This is a genomic window from Streptomyces sp. NBC_01716, assembly GCF_036248275.1.
Taxonomy (GTDB): Bacteria; Actinomycetota; Actinomycetes; order Streptomycetales; family Streptomycetaceae; genus Streptomyces.
Map to the genome: position 1 here is coordinate 5,909,481 of NZ_CP109181.1, position 21,761 is coordinate 5,931,241.

Here is a 21,761-nt window from a genome sequence, read left to right on the forward strand (position 1 = left end):
GGTGCGCGGATGTGGCGGAAATGAGGGCGTGCGAAAGCCCGGCACCGGTCACCGGCAGGAGCCGGGACGGGGGGTGCCGTGCGGGCCGCTCTATATCCGCAGGAGCTGCAGTTGGGAAAGGTCGGGCGGCGCCCGGCTGCTCGCGGCCGACTCCGGCACGCTGTCGCTCCAAGCGGCGGCGGCGGGGACGTCGGTGAACGCGGTGCTCAGTGCGGGCGGGGTGTAGGAGGAACCGACGCCCGTGGCCGCGCACGTCTGGTCGGCGTGATCGAGATGGCCCGTTCCGCCGGCGGTGTGTGCGCACTGCCCGGCCGCGGCGGATTCGTTCCCCGCGTGGGTCATGACCATGGTGTGGCCGCGGTCGGCGTGAGCCGTCGGCAAAGGGCTGAGTGGCAGGGCGTGCATGCCCAGCACGCCGGCCAGTACCGCCAGGACCAGCAGCGCATACAGCCGCCCGGCGGGGCGGTTGCGGGAAAGGCCGCGTGCGGTCACGGCTTCATCGTACGAGGCCGGGTGCACTGGGTGGGCACCGGCCGAATGCGTTCCACATCAGCCTATGGAACCGGCACTTGGTCGCGCAGGACGACGACCGCGGTGCGTCCGGCCCCTACCAGCTCGGCCACCACCGCTTGGCGCGGCCGGCGGTCGGCGCCGTCGAGAAGCCGGGCGGGGGCGCCGACCGTGATGGTGTGGCCGTCGACGGTGGCGGTGACGCCCGCGAGTACGAGAACCGGGGCAGCACACTCATGACCTGACCGTGATCGTTCTCAGCGCCTACCGCTGTACCGCTCACCCGTGACCCGGTCCCGCTGAACGCACCCCCGGATCAGGCAAGGTGCCACCGCCCGGACCCCACCGCCCCTTTGGTGGGAAGTCACAGCCCGCTGGGCAGTCGCCCCGCCGCGCGAAACGATCTACGTAGCGGTGCGACCACCCTCACCTCAGCGGATTCCGTGACGAGCGTCACGCCCACCGGCCGCATGGAGCGCACCAGTTGTTGGAAGTCCACGATGCGCCGGGGCGCCGCGTTGTGTTCGGTCACTCATGTCCGGGACCACGGGGGTGGGCTACGGTCAGCCTGTTCCCCAGCCCACACGTCTGTCCTCACCTCGCGGAGTCCCGATGAGCACTGCTGCCGTCACCACCCGTACCGGAGTGGTTCTCGCCGATCTGCTCCCCGTCGCCCGGAACCGGTACGCCGTCGACACCGCGCTCGTACTCGGCGGCGCCGCGCTCACCGGTATCGCGGCGCAGCTCTCCGTCCCGGTCCCCGGCTCCCCGGTCCCGGTCACCGGCCAGACCTTCGCCGCGCTGCTCGTCGGGACCGCGCTCGGTGCTCGCCGGGGCTTCCTCGCGCTCGCCGTCTACACCCTCGTGGGGCTCGCCGGCATGCCGTGGTTCTCCGAGGGCGAGTCGGGCCCCGGCATCGTCTCGCTCGGCTACGTACTCGGGATGCTGCTCGCCGCGACGGTCGTCGGTTCGCTGGCCCGGCGCGGCGGCGACCGTTCCGTCGTGCGTACCGCCGGGACGATGGTGCTCGGCTCCGTGATCATCTACGCGGTCGGCGTGCCCTATCTCGCGGTCGCCGCCGACCTGTCGCCCAGTGCGGCCGTCGCCGGCGGACTCACCCCCTTCCTGCTCGGGGACGCCCTCAAGGCCGCGCTGGCGATGGGTCTGCTGCCCGCGGCCTGGAAGCTCGTCGGCCGCGGGAACTAGGGCGTGTTCGGCGGAGCTTCGCGACCCCGGAACACGGCGCACCGTGCCCGACGTGCCACACTTCGCCCATGCGCGTCTATCTCGGCTCCGACCATGCCGGCTTCGAACTCAAGAACCACCTCGTCGAGTGGCTCACGGCCCACGGCCACGAGCCCGTCGACTGCGGCCCGCACATCTATGACGCCCAGGACGACTACCCGCCGTTCTGCCTCCGCGCAGCGGAGCGGACGGCGGCCGACCCGGCGGCCCTCGGCATCGTGATCGGCGGCTCCGGCAACGGCGAGCAGATGGCCGCCAACAAGGTGAAGGGCGTGCGCGCGGCGCTCGTCTGGAACGAGCAGACCGCGGGGCTCAGCCGCGAGCACAACGACTCGAACGTGATCTCGATCGGCGCCCGGATGCACACCCAGGCCGAGTCGACCAAGTTCGTGGAGATCTTCCTCGGCACCGAGTACACGGGCGAGGAGCGCCACGCCCGCCGGATCCAGATGCTCGCGACGTACGAGACGACGGGCGAACTGCCCCCGATCCCGGCACACCACCCCAAGCAGGACTAGGTCCTGTTCGGACGGGCACGCACAACGCACCACGCACCAAGGAGAATCCGTGCCCGAGGGGCATACGATCCACCGCCTCGCCGAGGACCTGACCGAACGCTTCCACGCGGACGCGACAGGGGTGAGCAGCCCGCAGGGCCGGTTCAGCGAGAGCGCGGCGCTCCTCGACGGGCGGGTGATGGACGGCGCGAGCGCCCACGGGAAACATCTCTTCGTCGGCTTCGAGGAGAGCGGCTGGGTCCATGTCCACCTCGGCCTCTTCGGGAAGGTGGCGCTCGGCGGGACCCCCGCCCCGCCACCCACCGACACCGTCCGGCTGCGCCTGCTGAACGACACGTACTACATGGAGCTGCGCGGCCCCACCACCTGCGCGCTGATCACCGAACCCGAGAAGCGCGCGATACACGACCGGCTCGGCCCCGACCCGCTGCGCCCGCCCGACGCACCCGGCAACGACCCGGAACGCGCGTGGGCCCGTATCTCCCGCTCCCGTACCACCGTCGCCGCCCTGCTGATGGACCAGAAGATCATCGCGGGCGTCGGCAACGTCTACCGCGCCGAGGTCCTCTTCCGGCACGGCATCGACCCGTACCGCGCCGGGCGCGATCTCACCCGCGCCGAGTGGGAAGCGATCTGGACCGACCTGGTGGCGCTGATGCGCGAGGGCGTGCGGCTCAATCGCATCGACACCGTACGGCCCGAGCATCTGCCCGAGGCCATGGGCCGCCCGCCGCGCGTGGACGACCACGGCGGCGAGGTGTACGTCTACCGGCGCGCGACCATGCCCTGCCATCTGTGCGGCACCGAGATCCGTACGGCGTCACTCGCCGCCCGCAACCTCTTCTGGTGCCCCGGCTGCCAGCGGAAGTAGCCGCGAGGCCGACGACCCGTCAGAAGCCGTGCGGCAGCCACGGTGCGACCGGCGACGCGAACGCCACCGACGCCTCCACCAGCGCGCCCGGCCGCAGTTCACGGACCAGCCCCGCCCGCGCCAGCGCCGCCGGCGAGGTGTCGCCCAGATACATCGTGGCCAACTCCCGTACCGACAAGGACAGATCGGCCGCGTCCGCCGTCCGCTCGCAGGACGCGCCCTTGACGTCACCGGTCAGCCGCCAACGCCCCTCGTTCCAGGGGCAGAAGGCGTCGTCGACCTCGAACACCACGTCCACCGGCGCCTGGTACGTCCGCGCCTCCAGTGCCGCGCCCACCTCCACCAGCCGTACGTACAGCGAGTCCCGCACCCGGATGTTGGCGCGCCGGACGTCGGAGACCAGGAACTGGAACGGGTCGTCCACCGGCAGGTTCGACACGCTCACCGTCGACGTCAGGTCGATCTCGCCGAGGAAGCGCCACAGGGTCGCGTACGCCACCGGGTCCAGAGCGGACACCTGGTCGACCACGACCGTGCTCTTCGGCCCGGCGGCCTCCCACAGGGGCTTGACCCGGTAGAGCGCGTACCCGATCGTCTCCGCGTCGTCCCCCTCGCCCCGCCGCGCGAGCACGCACTGGAGCGCGGAGGCGCCCTCACGGCCCTCGGGCGAGTCCATCAGCAGCTTCCGGTCCCAGCCGGGCCGCCGCTCCAGCATGCCGGGACGGCCGGGGACCTGACGCGCGTACACCGACTCGACCGACTCGCGCGCGTCGTCCAGCGGGACGTACCGCAGTTGTACGGGATCGGCGCCGTCCGCGTCGGCCGGCACCCGGAACGAGACGCGCGAGGTGTCGATCTCCGCGCTCAACTGCCGCGTGCCGACGCCGTATCCGAACCGCCCGTAGATCTCCGGCTCCGACGCGGTCAGCAGCGCCACCGACTGACCCCACGAGCGGACGTCGTCCAACTGCCGCCGCATCATGGAGGTGAGGATCCCGCGCCGCCGGTGCGTCGCCGCGACGCTCACCATCGTGACGCCCGCCGCCGACACCAGACCCCCGCCGGGCACCGTGAGCCCGAAAGTGAACGCCCCCGCGGTCCCCACGCACTCGTCGCCGTCCCAGACCCCGACGGAGCGTTCGTACTCCGTCACGGAACGCCAGGCCTCGCGCTCCTCGGCGGAGTCGACGAGCGCCCCGCCGAAGGCCCGTTCCAGCTTCGCGAACCAGCGGTCCCAGTCAGGGGCTTCGAGTACTCGCAAGTCTGTGGTCATATGCCATGAGTACCAGGGCGTGGGCGGTTGCGGCGACCCGATATCGAACACAATGTCACAGGGGTCCCTCTGCACGTGCGGCCCGCTGATGGATAAGGTCCACGACAATGGCCGGTGGCGCGAAGACGGATTCGTTCACGGCCCGGATGCGCAGGTCGCTGCACCGGGCCCGCGTCGGCATGCGCAAATCCGGAGTCGACTACTTCCGCGGCGACGGCTCGGACTGGATAGCACTCGTCGGACTGCTCCTGACCGTCCCCGGGATCGCCATCGCGACCATGGCGGTCCCCGTCTGGTTCGCACCGTCCGCGCTGGTCCTGCCGATCGTGGCCGGGGGACTGCTGCTGCGGCCCTCCAGCCTGCTGGCCCTGTACGCCGCCGCGGCCACCGCCCTGATCGTCGAATCGCTCGTCCTCGGCCCGTACGACCAGGGGCCGGCCACGGTGACGCCGGGCACCGTCCTGGTGGTGGCGGCCTGCGGGCTCTTCGGGCTGCTGATCGCCCAGTTCAGGGCGCGCGTGGGCGTGCCCTGGCGGCGCGGCGGCACGATGCTCTTCGACCTGCGCGAACGTATCCGGGTCCAGAGCGCCCTGCCGTACCTGCCGAAGGGCTGGCATCGCGAGATGTCGCTGCGCCCGGCCGGCGGCCAGTCCTTCTCCGGCGACTTCGTCGTGGCGGCCCGCACCAACGGGGGCCGCACGCTCGAAGTCGTCCTCACGGACGTCTCCGGCAAGGGAATGGACGCGGGCTCGCGCGCGCTGCTGCTGTCCGGCGCGTTCGGCGGCCTGCTCGGCTCGCTCCCGCCGGAGGGCTTCCTGCCCGCCGCCAACGGCTATCTGCTCCGCCAGGACTGGGACGAGGGGTTCGCGACCTCCATCCATCTCGTCCTGGATCTGGAGTCGGGGGAGTACGAGCTGCTGTCGGCGGGCCATCTGCCCGCGCTCCAGCTCCACGCGGGCAGCGGTCGCTGGGAGGAGATGGCGGCGGAGGGCCCGCTCCTCGGTGTCTACGACCACGCGGAGTTCGACCCGGTGAAGGGCGTCCTGCTGCCGGGCGACGTGCTGATGCTGTTCACGGACGGCCTGGTCGAGGCGTCGGGCCGCGACCTCAGCGAGGGGATAGACCGGCTGTCGGGCGAGGCTGACCGGTATGTCGCGGCGGGTTTCGTCGGAGCGGCGTGGCACTTGATCGAGTCGGTGGCGAAGCATGTGAACGACGACAGAGCGCTGCTGCTGATCTGCCGCGAGAGCTGAGGCCCGGCGGCCGGGCCCGGGGGGCCGGTAGGGTCCGCACCGGCCCCCGGCCCCCCCGTCGCCGCTCAGGCGCCCGACTTCGCCAGCGACAGTTCGTCGCTGCTGTCGCCGGAACCGCCACCGGACCCGGAACCGGCACCACCACCGCCTCGCCCGCGGCCCGGCAACACCCGTGCCAGCCAGTGCGACTTGGCCGCGGCCAGCGGACCGAGGACCGCGAGGATCAGGACGTACCCCGCGATGAACGGGGCCAGCCGCTCGTCCAGGGCCGCGCCCGCCGCCATCGTCGCGAGGATCAGGGCGAACTCACCGCGTGCGACCAGCGTCGTCGCGATGTTCGCCGCGGGGCCTGAGCCGAAGCGGTAGACGCGCGAGGCCACAAGACCGGCCACCACGTTCATCGCCAGCGTCACGGTGACGGCCGCCACGACAGGCCAGAGCACCGTCGGCAGGTCGCCCGGGTTGATGGACAGCCCGAAGGCGAAGAAGAAGATGGCGCCGAACGCGTCCCGCAGCGGGTGCACCAGCGTACGGATCCGGTCGCCGGAGGCCGTACTGCCCAGCATCAGACCGACCATGAACGCGCCGATCGCGTCCGCGACACCGAACCACTCGGAGACCCCCGCCATGAAGACCGCGGCGCCCAGGAAGGAGATGACGAGCAACTCGTCGTCCTTCGTGTCGATGAGGCGGCCGATGACCTTCTTGCCGAAGCGCGCGGCGAGAGCCAGCAGCAGCAGGAATCCGAACGCCTTCCCGCCGTCCGCCAGCGCGGCGGGGGCACTGTCGGCGCCGGACAGGATCGGCTGGAGCGCGGCCAGGTAGAGCGCCAGGAAGATGTCCTCGACGACGATGATCCCGAGGATCGGCTTCGTCTCGGGATTCCCGATACGGCCCAGGTCGACCAGGATCTTCGTGACGATCGCGGACGAGGAGATACCGAGCACACCCGCGAGGACCAGCGCCTCGGACGTGCCCCAGCCCAGCGCGAAGCCGAAGCCGAGCCCGGCGCCCACGTTCAGCAGCAGATACGAGCCGCCGGCGAGGGCCATCTTGCGGCCGCCCGCCTTGAGATCGTCCAGATGGAATTCGAGGCCGAGATAGAAGAGCAGCAGGACGAGGCCGAGGGCCGACAGCATCTCCAGGTCGTGCGGATCGGAGAGGAGCACGATGCCCGGGGTGTGCGGTCCGAGCAGGATTCCGGCCAGGATGAACAGCGGGATCGTCGGCAGCTCGATCCGGCTGCCGAGGCGGGCGAGGAAGGCGGCGGCGAGGAAGGCGCCGCCCATGGCTATGAGGGTGTCTGCGTGTCCGATGGGACCGTTCCTCCGTCAAGTCAAAGGCGCGTCAAGGAATCGTCAGTAATTAGTTTACCAAACGATTTATCCGGCAACTTCTGCCACACGCGCACCGTGACCTGGCCCACAACGCGAATCCGGGCCGCCTCGCCGTGCTGGACGAGGCGGCCCGGATCGGGATCGCGGGGAAATACGGGGAGGTACGGCGGCTACTTGTCCCGCCGGAACGCCCAGGTCATCTCGGGCTCCGTCGTGAACCGGAAGAGCCGGCGCACCGGCGGCGTACAGAGCAGCGTCATCGCGACGCCCGCGAGCAGGGTCAGGAAGACCTTGCCGGCCGGCTCGTTCAGCCAGGCGTTCGTGTCGAAGATCCCGCTGTACACGGCGCCCTTGACCAGGAAACCGTGCAGCAGGTAGCCGCAGATGGTGCCGGCGCCGAGTGCCGTGAACCACATCTTGCGGCGCGGTACCCACGACAGGAACGCGGCCGTCAGCACGACCGAGCAGCCGAACAGCGCGAAGGTCATGACGACGCCCAGCCACCACGGCGCCCCTTGGTCCTGCGCCGCGCTGTTGTGGTAGAACCACGCGTTCTGCATCCGGACCGCCGCCCAGTACGCGAAGACGAGCGCGCCGACGAAGACGGGCACGGCCAGCATCCTGACCTCACGCCGCCGCACCAGCTGGAAGTGCTCGGGCTTGAGGATGAGCCCCAGGACGAAGAGGGGCAGGAACTGAAGCACGCGCTGGAGGTTGAGGTCCTCGCCGATGTTCGGCGTGAAGGACGCGAGCGCGGCGATGCCGAGGGCGACCGGCAGGGGATGGCGCAGCGACAGCCAGATCGGGGTGGTCAGCCGCCAGATGAACAACGCGGCCAGGAACCAGGTGAGATACCAGGGGTCGAGCAGACTGATGGGGTGGCCCGGGTCGTTGGCGGCCCGCTTGAACAGCGAGTACGCGACCTCGAAGACGATGTACGGGACGGCGATCCCGGTCAGCAGACGTCTGATCTGGTGGGGGCGGCCGGTGTAACTCCGGGAGAAGTAGCCGGAGATGATGATGAAGGCCGGCATGTGGAACGAGTAGACGACCATGTAGAGCGCCTTCGTCGCCCGGCTGCCCTCCATCACCGGCTCCCAGGCGTGGCCCATGGCCACCAGCACGATGGCCAGGTACTTCGCGTTGTCGAAGAACGCGTCTCGCTTCGTGGACGTCTTGGCGGTGGGGGGTGTCGACTTCGCGGAATCCTGAGGGGTCCGTACAGGGGTTTCGGCCACCGCGGCCGATGCGGTCTGTGCCGTTGGGGGGACGGGATCCAACTCCCGCGAGCGGGGGAGCGGAGCCCTCTCATATCCGTGCGGAGCTTGGGACATCTGATTAACCCTAGCCCCGCACAATGCGATGAGTAAAACCTCCTGGGCACGTGGGGTGTTCGACACCGAAACAGCCTCCCACCGGTAGATATGCCCCTGTTAATCCCTCTTAAATAGGGCATATCATCAGGGTGTGGCCCTCGATATGACTCCGCGTGAATTCATCCGCCGAACTGCCCGGGGCTCGCTTTGAATTGATTGTGAGTTCCCTGTGAACGCGGGGAGAATGATCGCATCGAATTGACGTCCCCATTCATTCCCCCGCCCCGCGCGCGCCCGGCGCCCCACCCGGCGCGCCCGGCGCCCCACCCGGCGCACCCGGCGTGCCCGCCGGGGCGATTGGCGTGATCCTTTCCTCGATGATTCGTCACGGGAGGCCAACTGGGCGGAGGTTGGTGGCACGATGGTGGGAGCGGGTGTGTGCGAGGCCGTGAGCTCCCGCGGCCGGCAAGGCGGACCGACCGAGGGTGTGATCAGTTGTGGCTATTTCACTGTCTGTGGTGCTGCTGTTGGCGATCGTCCTCGTGGTGCTGATCCGCGGTGGCTCCCTGAAGGGCGGCCCAGCCACGGTCGCGATCCTGTTCGGCTTCTTCCTGGCGTCCACGGACATGGCCCCGTCGGTGAACAGGTTCCTCAACTCCCTGGCGGAGACGATCAACCAGATAAATTTCTAGGGCGGATCGGCGTCCGGGGCCGGCGCCCCGGCCGGCGCGTCAGGGCGCCAACGCATTGGGGCGCCAACGCATCAGGGCCAGTCCGGAGGATCACCCTCCGACCTGGCCCTGTGTCATATGGAGCGGGCGACGGGAATCGAACCCGCGTAGCTAGTTTGGAAGACTAGGGCTCTACCATTGAGCTACGCCCGCACGCGCTGCGGATCATGAGGACCGCGGCACGGGAAACATCGTAGCGGGTCCGCGGCCCTCGACGCACACCGCTTCCCTGTCGCTCGCGTGCCGGTGAACGTCCCGGTAAATACGTCCGGCGGACTGTCCGCGGGCATGTACCCTACGTGTCGCACCGACGGGGTGTGGCGCAGCTTGGTAGCGCGTCCGCTTTGGGAGCGGAAGGTCGTCGGTTCGAATCCGGCCACCCCGACCATCAGTACCCGTGTCTGTTCAAGATCGCGTTGTGGGCGTCATCCTGCTTGCCGCTACTATGCAAGCTGCGTGCCCGTGTGTCTGAAGAGACTGTGAAGGACCGGGCCGAATCCGCTGGTCCGCCGGAGTCACGGCGGGCGTAGCAGAACCCCAGAATCAGCCACCAAGGAGACCGAACCGTGAAGAGCGCCGTGGAGACCCTGAACCCGACCCGGGTTCGGCTCACTGTCGAGGTGCCCTTCGAGGAGCTCAAGGACAGCCTCGACGCGGCGTACAAGAAGATCAACGACCAGGTCACGGTGAAGGGCTTCCGTAAGGGCAAGATCCCCGCCCGCGTCATCGACCAGCGGTTCGGCCGTGGAGCTGTGCTGGAGGAGGCCGTCAACGACGCCCTTCCGAAGTTCTACACGGAGGCCGTCAACGAGGGTGAGCTCAATGTCCTCGGGCAGCCCGAGGTCGACATCAAGGAGCTGAAGGACGGCGAGCTGCTCTCCTTCACCGCCGAGGTCGACATCCGCCCGGTCATCGAGATCCCGGACTACACCGGCATCGAGGTCACCGTCGACGCGGTCGGCGTCTCCGACGAGGACATCGACAAGTCCGTCGACGAGCTCCGTGAGCGCTTCGCCTCCACCAGCGCCGTCGAGCGCGCCGCCGCCGAGGGCGACGTCGTGACGATCGACCTTGAGGCCAAGGTCGACGGCGAGGTCCTGGAGGACGGCGTCGCCAGTGACGTGCAGTACACCATCGGCTCCGGCGAGCTGCTCGAAGGCATCGACGAGGCCGTGACCGGCCTGGAGGCCGGCGGCGAGGCCACCTTCACCTCCCAGCTCAAGGGCGGCACCGCCGAGGGCAAGGACGCCGAGGTCTCCGTCAAGGTCACCCAGGTCGCCTCCCGCGAGCTGCCCGACCTGGACGACGAGTTCGCGCAGATGGCGAGCGAGTTCGACACCCTTGAGGAGCTGAAGGCGGACAGCCGCAAGCGCCTCGGCAGCATGAAGCAGTACGACCAGGCCACCCAGGCCCAGGAGCGCGTGCTGGACGAGCTGCTGAAGCTGGCCGAGGTCCCGATCCCCGAGAAGCTCCTCGAGGACGAGATCAAGACCCGCAAGCACAACCTGGAGCACCACCAGCTCGGTCAGATGGGCCTCGACCTTCCGAAGTACCTGGAGATCCAGGGCAAGACGGAGGAGGAGTTCGACGAGGAGACCAAGGAGCAGGCGGTCAAGGGCATCAAGACCCAGTTCATCCTCGACGAGCTGGTCAACAAGGAGAAGCTGAACGTGAACCAGGAGGAGCTCACCGAGCACCTCATGCGTCGCGCGCAGTCCTCCGGCATGTCGCCCGACCAGTTCGCCCAGGCCGTCGTCGAAGGCGGCCAGGTGCCGATGCTCGTCGGCGAGGTCGCCCGCGGCAAGGCGCTCGCCGTGGTGGTCGAGGCCGCCAAGGTGACGGACACGAACGGTGAGGTCGTCGACCTCCAGGACGACGACGAGACGGATGAGGCGGACGAGACCGCCGGGACCGCCGAGGCGTCCTCCGACGAGACGGCCACCGAGGCCGCCGCCGACACCGCCGCGGACGACGACAAGCCCGAGACGAAGAACGAGGGCTGAGCGTCCACGCTCGACCGGATCTCCGGGCCCCGGGACGCGACTCGCGCCCGGGGCCCGCTCCGTACCCCCGCCCGGCCCGGTGGGTGTGCCGCGCCCCCTGCCCCGACCCAACTACCTTGCGCTGCCAGCGAACAGTCCAGGAAGCGGGATGGCGCCCGCCGACCAGCGCGTTAGGGTCCATGAATACGAGGGCTGGGGAGCGCCCCGTCCCCCGGAACGAAAGACGCTGAGACGGCCGGAGCCGTCAGAGACGAGCAGGTGGACACGTGACGAATCTGATGCCTTACGCCGCCGGTGAGCCGTCCCTCGGTGGTGGCCTCGGCGACCAGGTCTACAGCCGACTGCTCGGTGAGCGGATCATCTTCCTCGGCCAGCAGGTCGACGACGACATCGCCAACAAGATCACCGCGCAGCTCCTTCTCCTCGCGGCCGAGCCCGAGAAGGACATCTACCTCTACATCAACAGCCCCGGTGGTTCCGTCACGGCGGGCATGGCGGTCTACGACACCATGCAGTACATCCCGAACGACGTGGTGACCATCGGCATGGGCATGGCGGCCTCCATGGGCCAGTTCCTGCTGACCGGCGGCACCGCCGGCAAGCGCTTCGCGCTGCCCAACACCGACATCCTCATGCACCAGGGCTCCGCGGGCCTCGGCGGCACCGCCTCCGACATCAAGATCCAGGCCGAGCAGCTGCTCCGTACGAAGAAGCGCATGGCCGAGATCACCGCCCGTCACACGGGCCAGACCGAAGAGACCATCATCCGCGACGGTGACCGCGACCGCTGGTTCACCGCCGAGGAGGCCGTGTCCTACGGCATCATCGACGAGATCATCTCCGCTGCTTCGGGTGTTCCGGGCGGCGGCGGCACCGGCGCCTGAGGCTTCGCAGTACGCCCAGGACCGGCCACGTCAGCCCATCGAACGCCACCAGGATGGTGAACACCCACATGAACAACTTTCCCGGCGCCTCCGCGAGCGGCCTCTACACCGGCCCCCAGGTGGACAACCGCTATGTCATCCCGCGCTTCGTGGAGCGCACCTCGCAGGGCGTACGCGAGTACGACCCGTACGCGAAGCTCTTCGAGGAGCGCGTGATCTTCCTCGGTGTCCAGATCGACGACGCGTCGGCCAACGACGTCATGGCGCAGCTGCTGTGCCTGGAGTCCATGGACCCCGACCGTGACATCTCGATCTACATCAACAGCCCCGGCGGCTCCATGACGGCCCTCACGGCCATCTACGACACGATGCAGTTCGTGAAGCCGGACATCCAGACGGTCTGCATGGGCCAGGCCGCCTCCGCGGCGGCGGTTTTGCTCGCGGCCGGCACGGCGGGCAAGCGCCTCGCCCTGCCGAACGCGCGCGTCCTGATCCACCAGCCGTCCAGCCAGACCGGCCGCGAGCAGCTCTCCGACCTGGAGATCGCGGCCAACGAGATCCTGCGCATGCGCGCGCAGCTCGAGGACATGCTCGCCAAGCACTCCACGACGCCGATCGAGAAGGTCCGCGACGACATCGAGCGGGACAAGATCCTGACCGCCGAGGACGCTCTGGCGTACGGTCTGGTCGACCAGATCGTCTCGACCCGTAAGACCACGGCGGCGGCAGCGGCCTGACCCGTCCGGTGCCCTTGGCACGGTTCACGCGGGTCTCACGACCTCGTGAACCGTGCCAAGGGGGGCCCGTACGGGGGGCCAGGCAAGGTACCGTCGGGTATGAGGCACAGGAGCCGCTGAACCAGGCTGCTCCCAGGCGAAGGGGAAGCACCTCGTGGCACGCATCGGTGATGGCGGCGACCTGCTCAAGTGCTCGTTCTGCGGGAAGAGCCAGAAGCAGGTGAAGAAGCTCATCGCAGGCCCCGGGGTCTATATCTGCGACGAGTGCATCGACCTCTGCAACGAGATCATCGAGGAGGAGCTCGCCGAGACCTCCGAGGTGCGGTGGGAGGAACTGCCCAAGCCGCGTGAGATCTACGAGTTCCTTGAGGGGTACGTCGTCGGGCAGGCGCCCGCGAAGAAGGCGCTCTCGGTGGCGGTCTACAACCACTACAAGCGCGTGCAGGCCGGTGAGAACGGCGGCGCCGGGAGCCGTGACGACGCGATCGAGCTCGCCAAGTCCAACATCCTGCTGCTGGGCCCCACGGGCTCCGGCAAGACGCTCCTCGCCCAGACGCTGGCCCGGATGCTGAACGTACCGTTCGCGATCGCGGACGCGACGGCGCTGACGGAGGCCGGCTATGTCGGCGAGGACGTCGAGAACATTCTGCTGAAGCTGATCCAGGCGGCCGACTACGACGTCAAGAAGGCCGAGACCGGGATCATTTACATCGACGAGATCGACAAGGTCGCCCGCAAGAGCGAGAACCCGTCGATCACCCGCGATGTCTCCGGCGAGGGCGTCCAGCAGGCCCTGCTGAAGATCCTGGAGGGCACCACGGCCTCGGTCCCGCCCCAAGGCGGCCGTAAACACCCGCACCAGGAGTTCATCCAGATCGACACGACGAACGTGCTGTTCATCGTGGGCGGCGCCTTCGCGGGCCTGGAGAAGATCATCGAGTCACGGGCCGGTGCCAAGGGCATCGGCTTCGGCGCGACGATCCGCTCCAAGCGCGAGATCGAGGAGAGCGACCAGTTCCAGGAGGTCATGCCGGAGGACCTGGTGAAGTTCGGGATGATCCCGGAGTTCATCGGCCGCCTCCCGGTCCTGACCTCGGTGCACAACCTGGACCGCGAAGCGCTCCTCAAGATCCTGGTCGAGCCGCGCAACGCGCTCGTGAAGCAGTACCAGCGCCTCTTCGAACTCGACGGCGTGGAGCTGGACTTCGACCTCCCCGCGCTCGAAGCCATCGCCGACCAGGCGATTCTGCGCGGCACGGGCGCGCGCGGTCTGCGGGCGATCCTGGAGGAGGTCCTCCAGTCGGTGATGTACGAGGTCCCGTCCCGCAAGGACGTGGCCCGCGTGGTCATCACGGCGGACGTCGTCCGCAACAACGTGAACCCGACGCTGGTCCCGCGCGAGCCGCGGATCGTGAAGAACGACGGCCGCCACGAGAAGTCCGCGTAACGGCGGCACCTGTAGACACGAAGAGGGGCGCCCGACCGGCTCGAACCGGTCGGGCGCCCCTCTTTCGTCTCGCGGGGGTGGTGCGTGCCGTCAGAGCTTCACGCGAACGTCGTTGCGCAGCTTGGCGGTTGTCGCGGCGGCGTCCTCAAGGGAGCCGGCCTTGCCCGTCAGAGCGCTCGCCATGTCGACCGGCATGGTGAAGCCCAGGGTGGAGTAGTCGCCCCAGATGCAGATCGAGAAGGTCACCTCGGAGGGCCCTCCGGACTCGTCTATCTTCATCTTGGCCGCCTGGCACTTCAGGACGGCGCCGTCCAGACCCTCGGGCTCGAAGGACTTGGCCTCCCCCTCGAACGTCGGAACGTCCTCGCCGCCTGCTTCCTTCTCGGACTCCGACTTGAGGTAGCCGAACATGGCGTCGACGGCCTTCTCCGGGTCGTCCACCTCGCCGTACACGCCACCGAACGAGATCAGCTTCCCGGCCAGCGGGTTGTCCTCCGACCCCGACTGGTAATTGGCGCTGACGTCCTTGGGGTTGGTCACCCCCCACTTCTCGGCGTCCTTGAGGTCGTCCTTCGTCATGCCGCCGGTGTCGCCGCTGCCCTCACCCTTCTTGTACTCGCCGTCGATCACCGTCGCCGGCGTGATCAGCTTGTGCGGGCCGTCGTCGGCGACATCACTGCTGCCTCCGCCCACCAGGAAGTACGCCCCACCGCCGATCACCGCGAGTGCCACGATGACCGAGCCGATGATCAGGCCCGTCTTCTTCTTCGGTGCGCCCTGCGGCGGCGGGAAGCCCGGGGCTCCGCCGTACGGGGGCTGCTGCGGCGGCTGGCCGTACGGGCCCGGCTGCTGCGGCTGGCCGTAGCCCTGCTGGGGGACTCCCTGGGGCGCTTGCTGCGGGTACCCGTAACCGGGCTCCGCCTGCGGCGGCTGCTGCGGGTACCCGTAGCCGGGCTGGCCCTGCGGCGGCTGCTGTCCGTACGGTCCGGGCTGGCCCTGGGGCTGCTGCCCACCGTACGGGCCCGGCTGGTTGTAACTCATGTGCTCTGTCCCCTCCAGATGCTTATGCGTATCCGACATCCTGACTGAAGGAGCGGCGTCATGGACCATCGGGGGGCGCACCGTTACCGAACTATCCCGTTTCAGTGCGGAGCTGTGACGGCTCTAAACTGTGCGGGTGACCGAGAACTCTCAAGCGCAGCCCGCAGCCAACCCTGAACTGCCGACCCAGTACGCGCCGGCCGAGGTGGAGGGGAAGCTGTACGAGCGCTGGGTAGAACGCGGCTACTTCGAGGCTGACGAGAAGAGCGGGAAGCCGCCGTACACGATCGTCATCCCGCCGCCGAACGTCACCGGCAGCCTGCACCTCGGGCACGCCTTCGAGCACACGATCATCGATGCCCTGACCCGCCGTAAGCGTATGCAGGGCTACGAGACGCTGTGGCAGCCCGGCATGGACCACGCCGGAATCGCCACACAGAACGTCGTGGAGCGGGAGCTGGCGAAGGAGGGCAAGTCCCGGCACGACCTGGGGCGTGAGGCCTTCGTCGAGCGCGTCTGGCAATGGAAGGAAGAGTCCGGCGGCCAGATCTCCGGTCAGATGCGCCGTCTTGGCGACGGCGTCGCCTGGTCCCGTGAGCGGTTCACGATGGACGAGGGGCTGTCCGCGGCCGTCCAGACCATCTTCAAGCGGCTCTTCGACGACGGACTGATCTACCGCGCCGAGCGCATCATCAACTGGTGTCCGCGCTGTCTGACCGCCATCTCCGACATCGAGGTCGAGTACCAGGACGACGACGGAGAGCTGGTCTCCATCAAGTACGGCGACGGGGACGAGACGCTCGTCGTCGCCACCACCCGGACCGAGACGATGCTGGGTGACACCGCCGTCGCCGTCCACCCGGACGACGAGCGCTACGCGCACCTGGTCGGCAAGCGGATCAAACTGCCGCTCACCGACCGTACGATCCCGGTCGTCGCGGACACGCACGTCGACCCCGAGTTCGGCACGGGCGCCGTCAAGGTCACGCCCGCGCACGACCCGAACGACTTCGAGATCGGCCGTCGTCACGACCTGCCGAACATCACGGTCATGGACGAACGGGCCGTCATCACGGCCCCCGGCCCCTTCCAGGGGCTCGACCGGTTCGAGGCCCGTTCCGCCATCGTCGCGGCGCTGCGCGCGGACGGCCGGATCGTCGCCGAGAAGCGCCCGTACGTCCACTCCGTGGGCCACTGTTCGCGCTGCAAGACGACCGTCGAACCCCGTCTGTCGCTCCAGTGGTGGGTCAAGGTCGCCACGCTCGCCAAGGCGGCCGGCGACGCCGTCCGGGACGGCCGCGTCGCGATCCACCCCAAGGAGATGGAGTCCCGCTACTTCGCGTGGATCGACAACCTCAACGACTGGAACATCTCACGGCAGTTGTGGTGGGGCCACCGGATCCCGGTCTGGCACGGCCCGAACGGCGAGACCGTCTGCGTGGGTCCCAACGAGGAGCCGCCGACCGGTGAGGGCTGGCACCAGGACACGGACGTCCTGGACACCTGGTTCTCGTCCGGTCTGTGGCCGTTCTCCACGCTCGGCTGGCCCGAACAGACCCCGAGCCTGGAGAAGTTCTATCCGAACTCGGTCCTGGTCACCGGCTACGACATCCTCTTCTTCTGGGTCGCCCGGATGATGCTGTTCGGCCTGTACGCGATGGACGGCACACCCCCGTTCCACACCATCGCGCTGCACGGCATGGTCCGCGACGAACACGGCAAGAAGATGTCGAAGACCTTCGGCAATGTCGTCAACCCGCTGGACTGGATGGACAAGTACGGCGCCGACGCGGTCCGCTTCACGCTCGCCCGGGGAGCCAACCCCGGTGTCGACGTCCCCATCGGCGAGGACTGGGTCCAGGGCTCCCGTAACTTCGCCAACAAGATCTGGAACGCCACCCGTTTCGCCATGATGAACGGCGCCACGGTCGAGGGCCCCCTGCCCGGCGCCTCGGAGATGTCCGCCACCGACCGGTGGATCCTCTCGCGGCTGAACGAGACCGTCGCGCAGGTCGACGCGTACTACGAGGACTACCAGTTCGCGAAGCTCAGCGACGCCCTCTTCCACTTCGCGTGGGACGAGGTCTTCGACTGGTACGTCGAGCTGTCCAAGACCACGTTCTTCGCGGGCGGCGAGCAGGCCAAGGTCTCGGGGCGGGTCCTCGGCGAGGTCCTGGACGTCACCCTGCGCCTGCTGCACCCGGTCGTCCCGTTCGTCACCGAGACGCTGTGGACCACGCTGACCGGCAAGGAGTCGGTGGTCATCGCCGACTGGCCGGCCGACTCGGGCTTCCGGGACCCGGCCGCCGAGCGGGAGATCGAGCAGGTCCAGCAGGTGGTCACCGAGGTCCGCCGGTTCCGCGCCGACCAGGGTCTCCAGTCGGCCCAGAAGGTCCCCGGCCGGCTCGACCTGTCCGCCACCCCGCTCGCCCCGCACGAGGCGGCGATCCGGCAGGTGCTGCGGCTCCAGGCGGCGGGCGACGGCTTCCAGGCGACCGCGACCCTGCCGGTCGCCGGTGCCTCGGTGGAGCTGGACCTCTCCGGCACGATCGACGTCGAGGCGGAGCGCAAGCGCCTGACGAAGGACCGGGACGCGGCCGAGAAGGAGAAGCAGCAGGCCACGGCGAAGCTCGGCAACGAGGCGTTCCTCGCGAAGGCCCCGGACAACGTGGTCGACAAGATCCGCGGCCGGCTGGCCAAGGCCGAGGCGGACATCGAGCGGATCACGGCCCAGCTCGCGGCTCTCCCGGAGAGCTGACGGCCGCAGGAGGTTCCCTACGGGGCGGGGGCGGCATCAGTGTCGTACCCGCTCCGTAGACTGGTCCCGTGAGCGAGCACCAGCCCGACCAGCCTGACCAGCCCGGCGAGTACGACGAGGATTTCGACGACATCGTCCACGCCGAGACCACCCGCGACCCCGACCTCGCCGTGATCGAGGCCGGAAGCCGCACGCTGCGCGCCCGGACGGGCCCGGCGCAGAGCGACGCCGTTCCGGCCCGGCCCACCGACCCGGAGGTCGACAAGGCGCTGCGCGCCGTCGAGCAGGAGCTGGCAGGCCGCTGGGGCGAGACCAAGCTGGAGCCCTCGGTCACCCGCATCGAGGCGCTGATGAACGTGCTCGGCGACCCCCAGCGGGCGTATCCGTCGATCCACATCACCGGCACCAACGGCAAGACGTCCACCGCCCGCATGATCGAGGCGCTGCTCGGCGCCTTCGACCTGCGCACCGGCCGTTACACCAGCCCGCACGTCTCCTCGGTCACCGAGCGGATCAGCCTCGACGGCCAACCGATCTCCCCTGAGCGGTTCATCGAGACGTACGACGACATCAAGCCGTACGTCGAGATGGTCGACGGCGCGCAGGACTACCGGCTCTCGTTCTTCGAGGTGCTCACCGGCATGGCGTACGCGGCCTTCGCGGACGCCCCGGTCGACGCCGCGGTCGTCGAGGTCGGCATGGGCGGCACCTGGGACGCGACGAACGTCATCGACGCCACCGTCGCCGTCGTCACCCCCATCGACCTGGACCACACCGACCGGCTCGGCTCCACACCGGGCGAGATCGCCGTGGAGAAGGCCGGGATCGTCAAGCAGGGAGCGACCGTCGTTCTGGCGCAGCAGCCGGTGGACGCGTCGCAGGTGATGCTCAAGAGGGCCGTCGACGTGGACGCGACGGTGGCGCGCGAGGGCATGGAGTTCGGCGTCGTCTCCCGCGAGGTCGCGGTCGGCGGTCAGATGCTGACGCTGCGGGGCCTGGGCGGCGAGTACGAGCAGATCTTCCTCCCGCTGTACGGCGCGCATCAGGCACACAACGCGGCGGTGGCGCTGGCCGCGGTCGAGGCGTTCTTCGGGATCGGCGCCGAGCACGCGCGGCCCATGGACCTGGACACGGTGCGCTCGGCGTTCGCCTCCGTCGTCTCACCGGGCCGGCTGGAGGTCGTACGGCGCTCGCCGACGGTCGTCCTGGACGCGGCGCACAATCCGGCGGGCGCGCGGGCCGTCGCGGCGGCGGTCGGTGAGTCGTTCGGCTTCAGCAGACTGATCGGGGTCGTCGGCGCCAGCGGCGGCAAGGATGTCCGGGGGTTCCTCGAAGCCCTGGAGCCGGTCTTCGCGGAGATCGTCGTCACGGAGAACTCCAGCGACCGGGCGATGAGCGCGGACGATCTGGCGACGGTCGCCGTCGAGGTGTTCGGCGACGACCGCGTACAGGTCGAGCCGCGGCTCGACGACGCGCTGGAGGCGGCGATCACGCTCGCCGAGGAGGACGAGGAGTACGCGGGCGCCGGGGTGCTGGTGACCGGTTCGGTGATCACGGTCGGCGAGGCCCGGCTGCTTCTGGGAAGGGGCTGATCGCATGCGTACGCTCTGCGCGTCGACGCTCATCGGTGAGTTCTTCGTGATCGGCTTCGCCGGGCTCGTCGCCATGAAGTCCGACGATCTGTCGATGGCCACCGTGTGGACGGTCTGCGGCATCGCGATGCTGCTGTCGCTGCTGCTGTGCGGAATGATCACCAGGCCGGGTGGGGTCCAGCTCGGCTGGGCGTTCCAGGTCGCGCTGGTCGCGGGCGGTTTCATGGTGCCGGTGATGTTCTTCCTGGGGGTGCTCTTCGGCGCGCTGTGGTGGGCATCGGTGCACTACGGGCGCAAGATCGACACGGCGAAGGCGCGGTGGGCCGAGCAGACCGCCGCCCAGACGTCGGCGGAGCCCTCGGCCTAGGCGTGTCCGTAGCCGGACCGGGTACGGCATGTCACGCGCGCACCTGTAGCCTCACACCACTTCACCCGTTTGCCAGCAGCGAATGCCCGCAAGGAGCCGCACACCATGACCCAGCGCACTCTCGTCCTCCTCAAGCCGGACGCCGTCCGCCGCGCTTTGGTGGGAGAGATCATCGGCCGCATCGAGCGCAAGGCCGGCTGGAGCATCACCGCGCTGGAGCTGCGCACACTCGACGAGGGCACGCTGGAGCAGCACTACGGCGAGCACAAGGGCCGGCCGTTCTACGAGCCGCTCATCGAGTTCATGGCGTCGGGCCCGGTCGTCGCGCTGATCGTCGAGGGCGAGCGCGTCATCGAGGGCGTACGCGCCCTGGCGGGTCCCACTGACCCGATCGCCGCAGCGCCGGGGTCCATTCGGGGAGACTTCGGGACGATCGTCCGGGAGAACCTCATCCACGCTTCGGACTCCGAGGAGTCCGCCATTCGGGAACTGAAACTTTTCTTTCCGGACCACTGAAAGACACCTCTTACCCTGGTCTTTTCTGATCAAACGTCAGCCATCCAGCGCTGACGATGCCTGCGGCGACCGACGGAATTCGGCCACGCCCGGCATATGCGGAGCCAGATCGGGAACGCATGGCTGCGACACCTCGTCATCTTTATTAGAGGTGGATCAACAGGTAGATCTACCGCGCCGCTTCAGCACATGCGGCACTACGATGGAAGCCTCCACGCCACAGCATCCACCTCGCCATCCTGAAAAGCCGTCAATGCTCGATTTGGGAAGGCCAGACGCATCCTCATGGGGAACAAGATGTCGTTCATCGGCCGTGACATGGCTGTCGACCTCGGGACCGCCAACACGCTGGTGTACGTCAGGGGTCGGGGGATCGTGCTCAACGAGCCGTCCGTCGTCGCCATCAACACCAACACGGGCGGCATCCTCGCGGTCGGCGCCGAAGCGAAGAAGATGATCGGCCGGACACCGGGCAACATCGTTGCCGTCCGGCCGCTGAAGGACGGTGTGATCGCCGACTTCGAGATCACCGAACGCATGTTGCGCTACTTCATTCTCAAGATCCACAAGCGTCGCTATCTGGCCCGCCCGCGGGTCGTCGTCTGTGTGCCCTCCGGCATCACGGGAGTCGAGCGACGCGCCGTCATCGAGGCGTCCACCCAGGCGGGCGCCCGTCAGGTGCACATCATCGAGGAGCCCATGGCCGCCGCCATCGGCTCGGGTCTCCCCGTCCACGAGGCGACCGGCAACATGGTCGTGGACATCGGCGGCGGCACCACCGAGGTCGCGGTGATCTCGCTCGGCGGGATCGTCACGGCCCAGTCGATCCGGGTCGCCGGCGACGAGTTGGACAACGCGATCATCCAGCACATCAAGAAGGAGTACTCGCTCCTCCTCGGTGAGCGCACCGCCGAACAGATCAAGATCACCATCGGTTCGGCCTACGACCTCGACAAGGACGAGCACACCGAGATCCGCGGCCGCGACCTGGTGTCGGGGCTGCCGAAGACCGTCGTCATCTCGGCCGCCGAGGTCCGCAAGGCCATCGAGGAGCCGGTCAACGCCATTGTGGACGCGGTGAAGACCACGCTCGACAAGTGCCCGCCGGAGCTCTCCGGCGACGTGATGGACCGCGGCATCGTCCTCACCGGCGGCGGCGCCCTGCTGCGCGGCCTCGACGAGCGGCTGCGCCGTGAGACCGGTATGCCCATCCATATCGCCGAGGACCCGCTGGATTCGGTGGCTCTCGGCTCCGGCAAGTGCGTCGAGGAGTTCGAAGCCCTCCAGCAGGTGCTCGACGCCTCGCCGCGCAGATGACCCCGACTCCGCGCAGATCATGAAAAGGGCGAATATCCCCCGGGC

At 68.8% G+C, this 21,761-nt stretch carries 20 protein-coding genes and 2 tRNA genes; 16 read left to right on the top strand and 6 right to left on the bottom strand.

Annotation, left to right across the window (positions count from 1 at the left end; genetic code table 11):
* Window positions 1-90: 90 nt before the first annotated feature.
* Complete coding sequence (locus OIE74_RS26050; RefSeq protein ID WP_329387657.1) at window positions 91-492, bottom strand: DUF6153 family protein; 402 nt, start codon at window positions 490-492, stop codon at window positions 91-93.
* Between the two features lie 77 nt (window positions 493-569).
* Between OIE74_RS26050 and OIE74_RS26055 the strand changes: the two genes are divergently transcribed.
* From OIE74_RS26055 to OIE74_RS26070, 4 genes are all read left to right on the top strand, one after another.
* Complete coding sequence (locus tag OIE74_RS26055) at window positions 570-755, top strand: hypothetical protein (protein ID WP_329387659.1); 186 nt, start codon at window positions 570-572, stop codon at window positions 753-755.
* Window positions 756-1,122: 367 nt separating this feature from the next.
* Complete coding sequence (locus OIE74_RS26060) at window positions 1,123-1,716, top strand: biotin transporter BioY (RefSeq protein WP_329387661.1); 594 nt, start codon at window positions 1,123-1,125, stop codon at window positions 1,714-1,716.
* Window positions 1,717-1,784: 68 nt separating this feature from the next.
* Window positions 1,785-2,273 (top strand): ribose-5-phosphate isomerase, encoded by a 489-nt coding sequence (locus OIE74_RS26065; RefSeq protein ID WP_329387663.1) that lies wholly within the window; start codon window positions 1,785-1,787, stop codon window positions 2,271-2,273.
* A gap of 49 nt (window positions 2,274-2,322) precedes the next feature.
* Window positions 2,323-3,144: an Fpg/Nei family DNA glycosylase gene (locus OIE74_RS26070; RefSeq protein WP_329387664.1), complete on the top strand. Its 822-nt coding sequence runs from the start codon at window positions 2,323-2,325 to the stop codon at window positions 3,142-3,144.
* Between the two features lie 19 nt (window positions 3,145-3,163).
* Here OIE74_RS26070 and OIE74_RS26075 read toward each other — a convergent pair whose 3' ends face one another.
* Entirely contained in the window at window positions 3,164-4,417 is a 1,254-nt protein-coding gene (locus OIE74_RS26075) for a GNAT family N-acetyltransferase (protein ID WP_329387666.1), read from the bottom strand.
* Window positions 4,418-4,524: 107 nt separating this feature from the next.
* On the opposite strand from OIE74_RS26075, the gene OIE74_RS26080 reads away from it, so the two are divergent.
* Window positions 4,525-5,670: a PP2C family protein-serine/threonine phosphatase gene (locus OIE74_RS26080; protein WP_329387668.1), complete on the top strand. Its 1,146-nt coding sequence runs from the start codon at window positions 4,525-4,527 to the stop codon at window positions 5,668-5,670.
* A 65-nt stretch (window positions 5,671-5,735) separates the two neighbouring features.
* Here the strand turns inward: OIE74_RS26080 and OIE74_RS26085 are convergent, their stop codons facing one another.
* A complete protein-coding gene (locus OIE74_RS26085; protein ID WP_329387670.1) occupies window positions 5,736-6,959 on the bottom strand; it encodes a cation:proton antiporter in 1,224 nt (407 codons plus the stop codon).
* Between the two features lie 218 nt (window positions 6,960-7,177).
* The gene (locus OIE74_RS26090) at window positions 7,178-8,341 is read right to left on the bottom strand and encodes an acyltransferase family protein (RefSeq protein ID WP_329387672.1); all 1,164 of its coding nucleotides are present in this window, start codon (window positions 8,339-8,341) and stop codon (window positions 7,178-7,180) included.
* A gap of 479 nt (window positions 8,342-8,820) precedes the next feature.
* Between OIE74_RS26090 and OIE74_RS26095 the strand changes: the two genes are divergently transcribed.
* On the top strand, window positions 8,821-9,015 hold the full coding sequence (locus tag OIE74_RS26095; protein ID WP_189107123.1) for a hypothetical protein: 195 nt from the start codon (window positions 8,821-8,823) through the stop codon (window positions 9,013-9,015).
* A 118-nt stretch (window positions 9,016-9,133) separates the two neighbouring features.
* On the opposite strand, the gene OIE74_RS26100 is transcribed toward OIE74_RS26095, so the two are convergent.
* Window positions 9,134-9,207, bottom strand: a tRNA-Gly gene (locus OIE74_RS26100).
* A 158-nt stretch (window positions 9,208-9,365) separates the two neighbouring features.
* Here OIE74_RS26100 and OIE74_RS26105 point away from each other — a divergent pair.
* The 5 genes from OIE74_RS26105 (at window position 9,366) to clpX (ending at window position 14,125) form a co-directional block, all read left to right on the top strand.
* Window positions 9,366-9,442: transfer RNA gene (locus tag OIE74_RS26105), tRNA-Pro, on the top strand.
* Between the two features lie 178 nt (window positions 9,443-9,620).
* Window positions 9,621-11,057 (top strand): trigger factor, encoded by a 1,437-nt coding sequence (gene tig / locus OIE74_RS26110; RefSeq protein ID WP_329387674.1) that lies wholly within the window; start codon window positions 9,621-9,623, stop codon window positions 11,055-11,057.
* 278 nt (window positions 11,058-11,335) lie between these two features.
* On the top strand, window positions 11,336-11,941 hold the full coding sequence (locus OIE74_RS26115) for an ATP-dependent Clp protease proteolytic subunit (protein ID WP_031231653.1): 606 nt from the start codon (window positions 11,336-11,338) through the stop codon (window positions 11,939-11,941).
* Window positions 11,942-11,994: 53 nt separating this feature from the next.
* A complete protein-coding gene (locus OIE74_RS26120) occupies window positions 11,995-12,678 on the top strand; it encodes an ATP-dependent Clp protease proteolytic subunit (protein ID WP_329387676.1) in 684 nt (227 codons plus the stop codon).
* Window positions 12,679-12,832: 154 nt separating this feature from the next.
* Window positions 12,833-14,125 (top strand): ATP-dependent Clp protease ATP-binding subunit ClpX, encoded by a 1,293-nt coding sequence (gene clpX, locus OIE74_RS26125; protein WP_078077342.1) that lies wholly within the window; start codon window positions 12,833-12,835, stop codon window positions 14,123-14,125.
* Window positions 14,126-14,215: 90 nt separating this feature from the next.
* Here the strand turns inward: clpX and OIE74_RS26130 are convergent, their stop codons facing one another.
* Window positions 14,216-15,166 (bottom strand): hypothetical protein, encoded by a 951-nt coding sequence (locus OIE74_RS26130; protein ID WP_329387678.1) that lies wholly within the window; start codon window positions 15,164-15,166, stop codon window positions 14,216-14,218.
* Between the two features lie 136 nt (window positions 15,167-15,302).
* Here OIE74_RS26130 and OIE74_RS26135 point away from each other — a divergent pair, with 136 nt between their 5' ends.
* From OIE74_RS26135 to OIE74_RS26155, 5 genes are all read left to right on the top strand, one after another.
* Window positions 15,303-17,924 carry a valine--tRNA ligase gene (locus OIE74_RS26135; RefSeq protein WP_329387680.1) on the top strand — a complete coding sequence of 874 codons (2,622 nt, stop codon included), beginning with the start codon at window positions 15,303-15,305 and terminating at the stop codon, window positions 17,922-17,924.
* 68 nt (window positions 17,925-17,992) lie between these two features.
* On the top strand, window positions 17,993-19,516 hold the full coding sequence (gene folC / locus OIE74_RS26140; RefSeq protein WP_329387682.1) for a bifunctional tetrahydrofolate synthase/dihydrofolate synthase: 1,524 nt from the start codon (window positions 17,993-17,995) through the stop codon (window positions 19,514-19,516).
* A 4-nt stretch (window positions 19,517-19,520) separates the two neighbouring features.
* A complete protein-coding gene (locus OIE74_RS26145; protein WP_329387684.1) occupies window positions 19,521-19,883 on the top strand; it encodes a DUF4233 domain-containing protein in 363 nt (120 codons plus the stop codon).
* Window positions 19,884-19,988: 105 nt separating this feature from the next.
* Entirely contained in the window at window positions 19,989-20,399 is a 411-nt protein-coding gene (ndk, locus tag OIE74_RS26150) for a nucleoside-diphosphate kinase (protein ID WP_329387688.1), read from the top strand.
* Window positions 20,400-20,696: 297 nt separating this feature from the next.
* A complete protein-coding gene (locus tag OIE74_RS26155) occupies window positions 20,697-21,716 on the top strand; it encodes a rod shape-determining protein (RefSeq protein WP_031231655.1) in 1,020 nt (339 codons plus the stop codon).
* Window positions 21,717-21,761: the final 45 nt, after the last annotated feature.

Bases quoted from the DNA above. Each gene is read 5' to 3' on its own strand.
- OIE74_RS26060 (WP_329387661.1), top strand. From the start codon at position 1,123: ATGAGCACTGCTGCCGTCACCACCCGTACCGGAGTGGTTCTCGCCGAT.
- OIE74_RS26065 (WP_329387663.1), top strand. From the start codon at position 1,785: ATGCGCGTCTATCTCGGCTCCGACCATGCCGGCTTCGAACTCAAGAAC.
- OIE74_RS26075 (WP_329387666.1), bottom strand. From the start codon at position 4,417: ATGACCACAGACTTGCGAGTACTCGAAGCCCCTGACTGGGACCGCTGG.
- OIE74_RS26080 (WP_329387668.1), top strand. From the start codon at position 4,525: ATGGCCGGTGGCGCGAAGACGGATTCGTTCACGGCCCGGATGCGCAGG.
- OIE74_RS26085 (WP_329387670.1), bottom strand. From the start codon at position 6,959: ATGGGCGGCGCCTTCCTCGCCGCCGCCTTCCTCGCCCGCCTCGGCAGC.
- OIE74_RS26090 (WP_329387672.1), bottom strand. From the start codon at position 8,341: ATGTCCCAAGCTCCGCACGGATATGAGAGGGCTCCGCTCCCCCGCTCG.
- OIE74_RS26115 (WP_031231653.1), top strand. From the start codon at position 11,336: ATGCCTTACGCCGCCGGTGAGCCGTCCCTCGGTGGTGGCCTCGGCGAC.
- OIE74_RS26120 (WP_329387676.1), top strand. From the start codon at position 11,995: ATGGTGAACACCCACATGAACAACTTTCCCGGCGCCTCCGCGAGCGGC.
- OIE74_RS26130 (WP_329387678.1), bottom strand. From the start codon at position 15,166: ATGAGTTACAACCAGCCGGGCCCGTACGGTGGGCAGCAGCCCCAGGGC.
- OIE74_RS26145 (WP_329387684.1), top strand. From the start codon at position 19,521: ATGCGTACGCTCTGCGCGTCGACGCTCATCGGTGAGTTCTTCGTGATC.
- ndk (WP_329387688.1), top strand. From the start codon at position 19,989: ATGACCCAGCGCACTCTCGTCCTCCTCAAGCCGGACGCCGTCCGCCGC.
- OIE74_RS26155 (WP_031231655.1), top strand. From the start codon at position 20,697: ATGTCGTTCATCGGCCGTGACATGGCTGTCGACCTCGGGACCGCCAAC.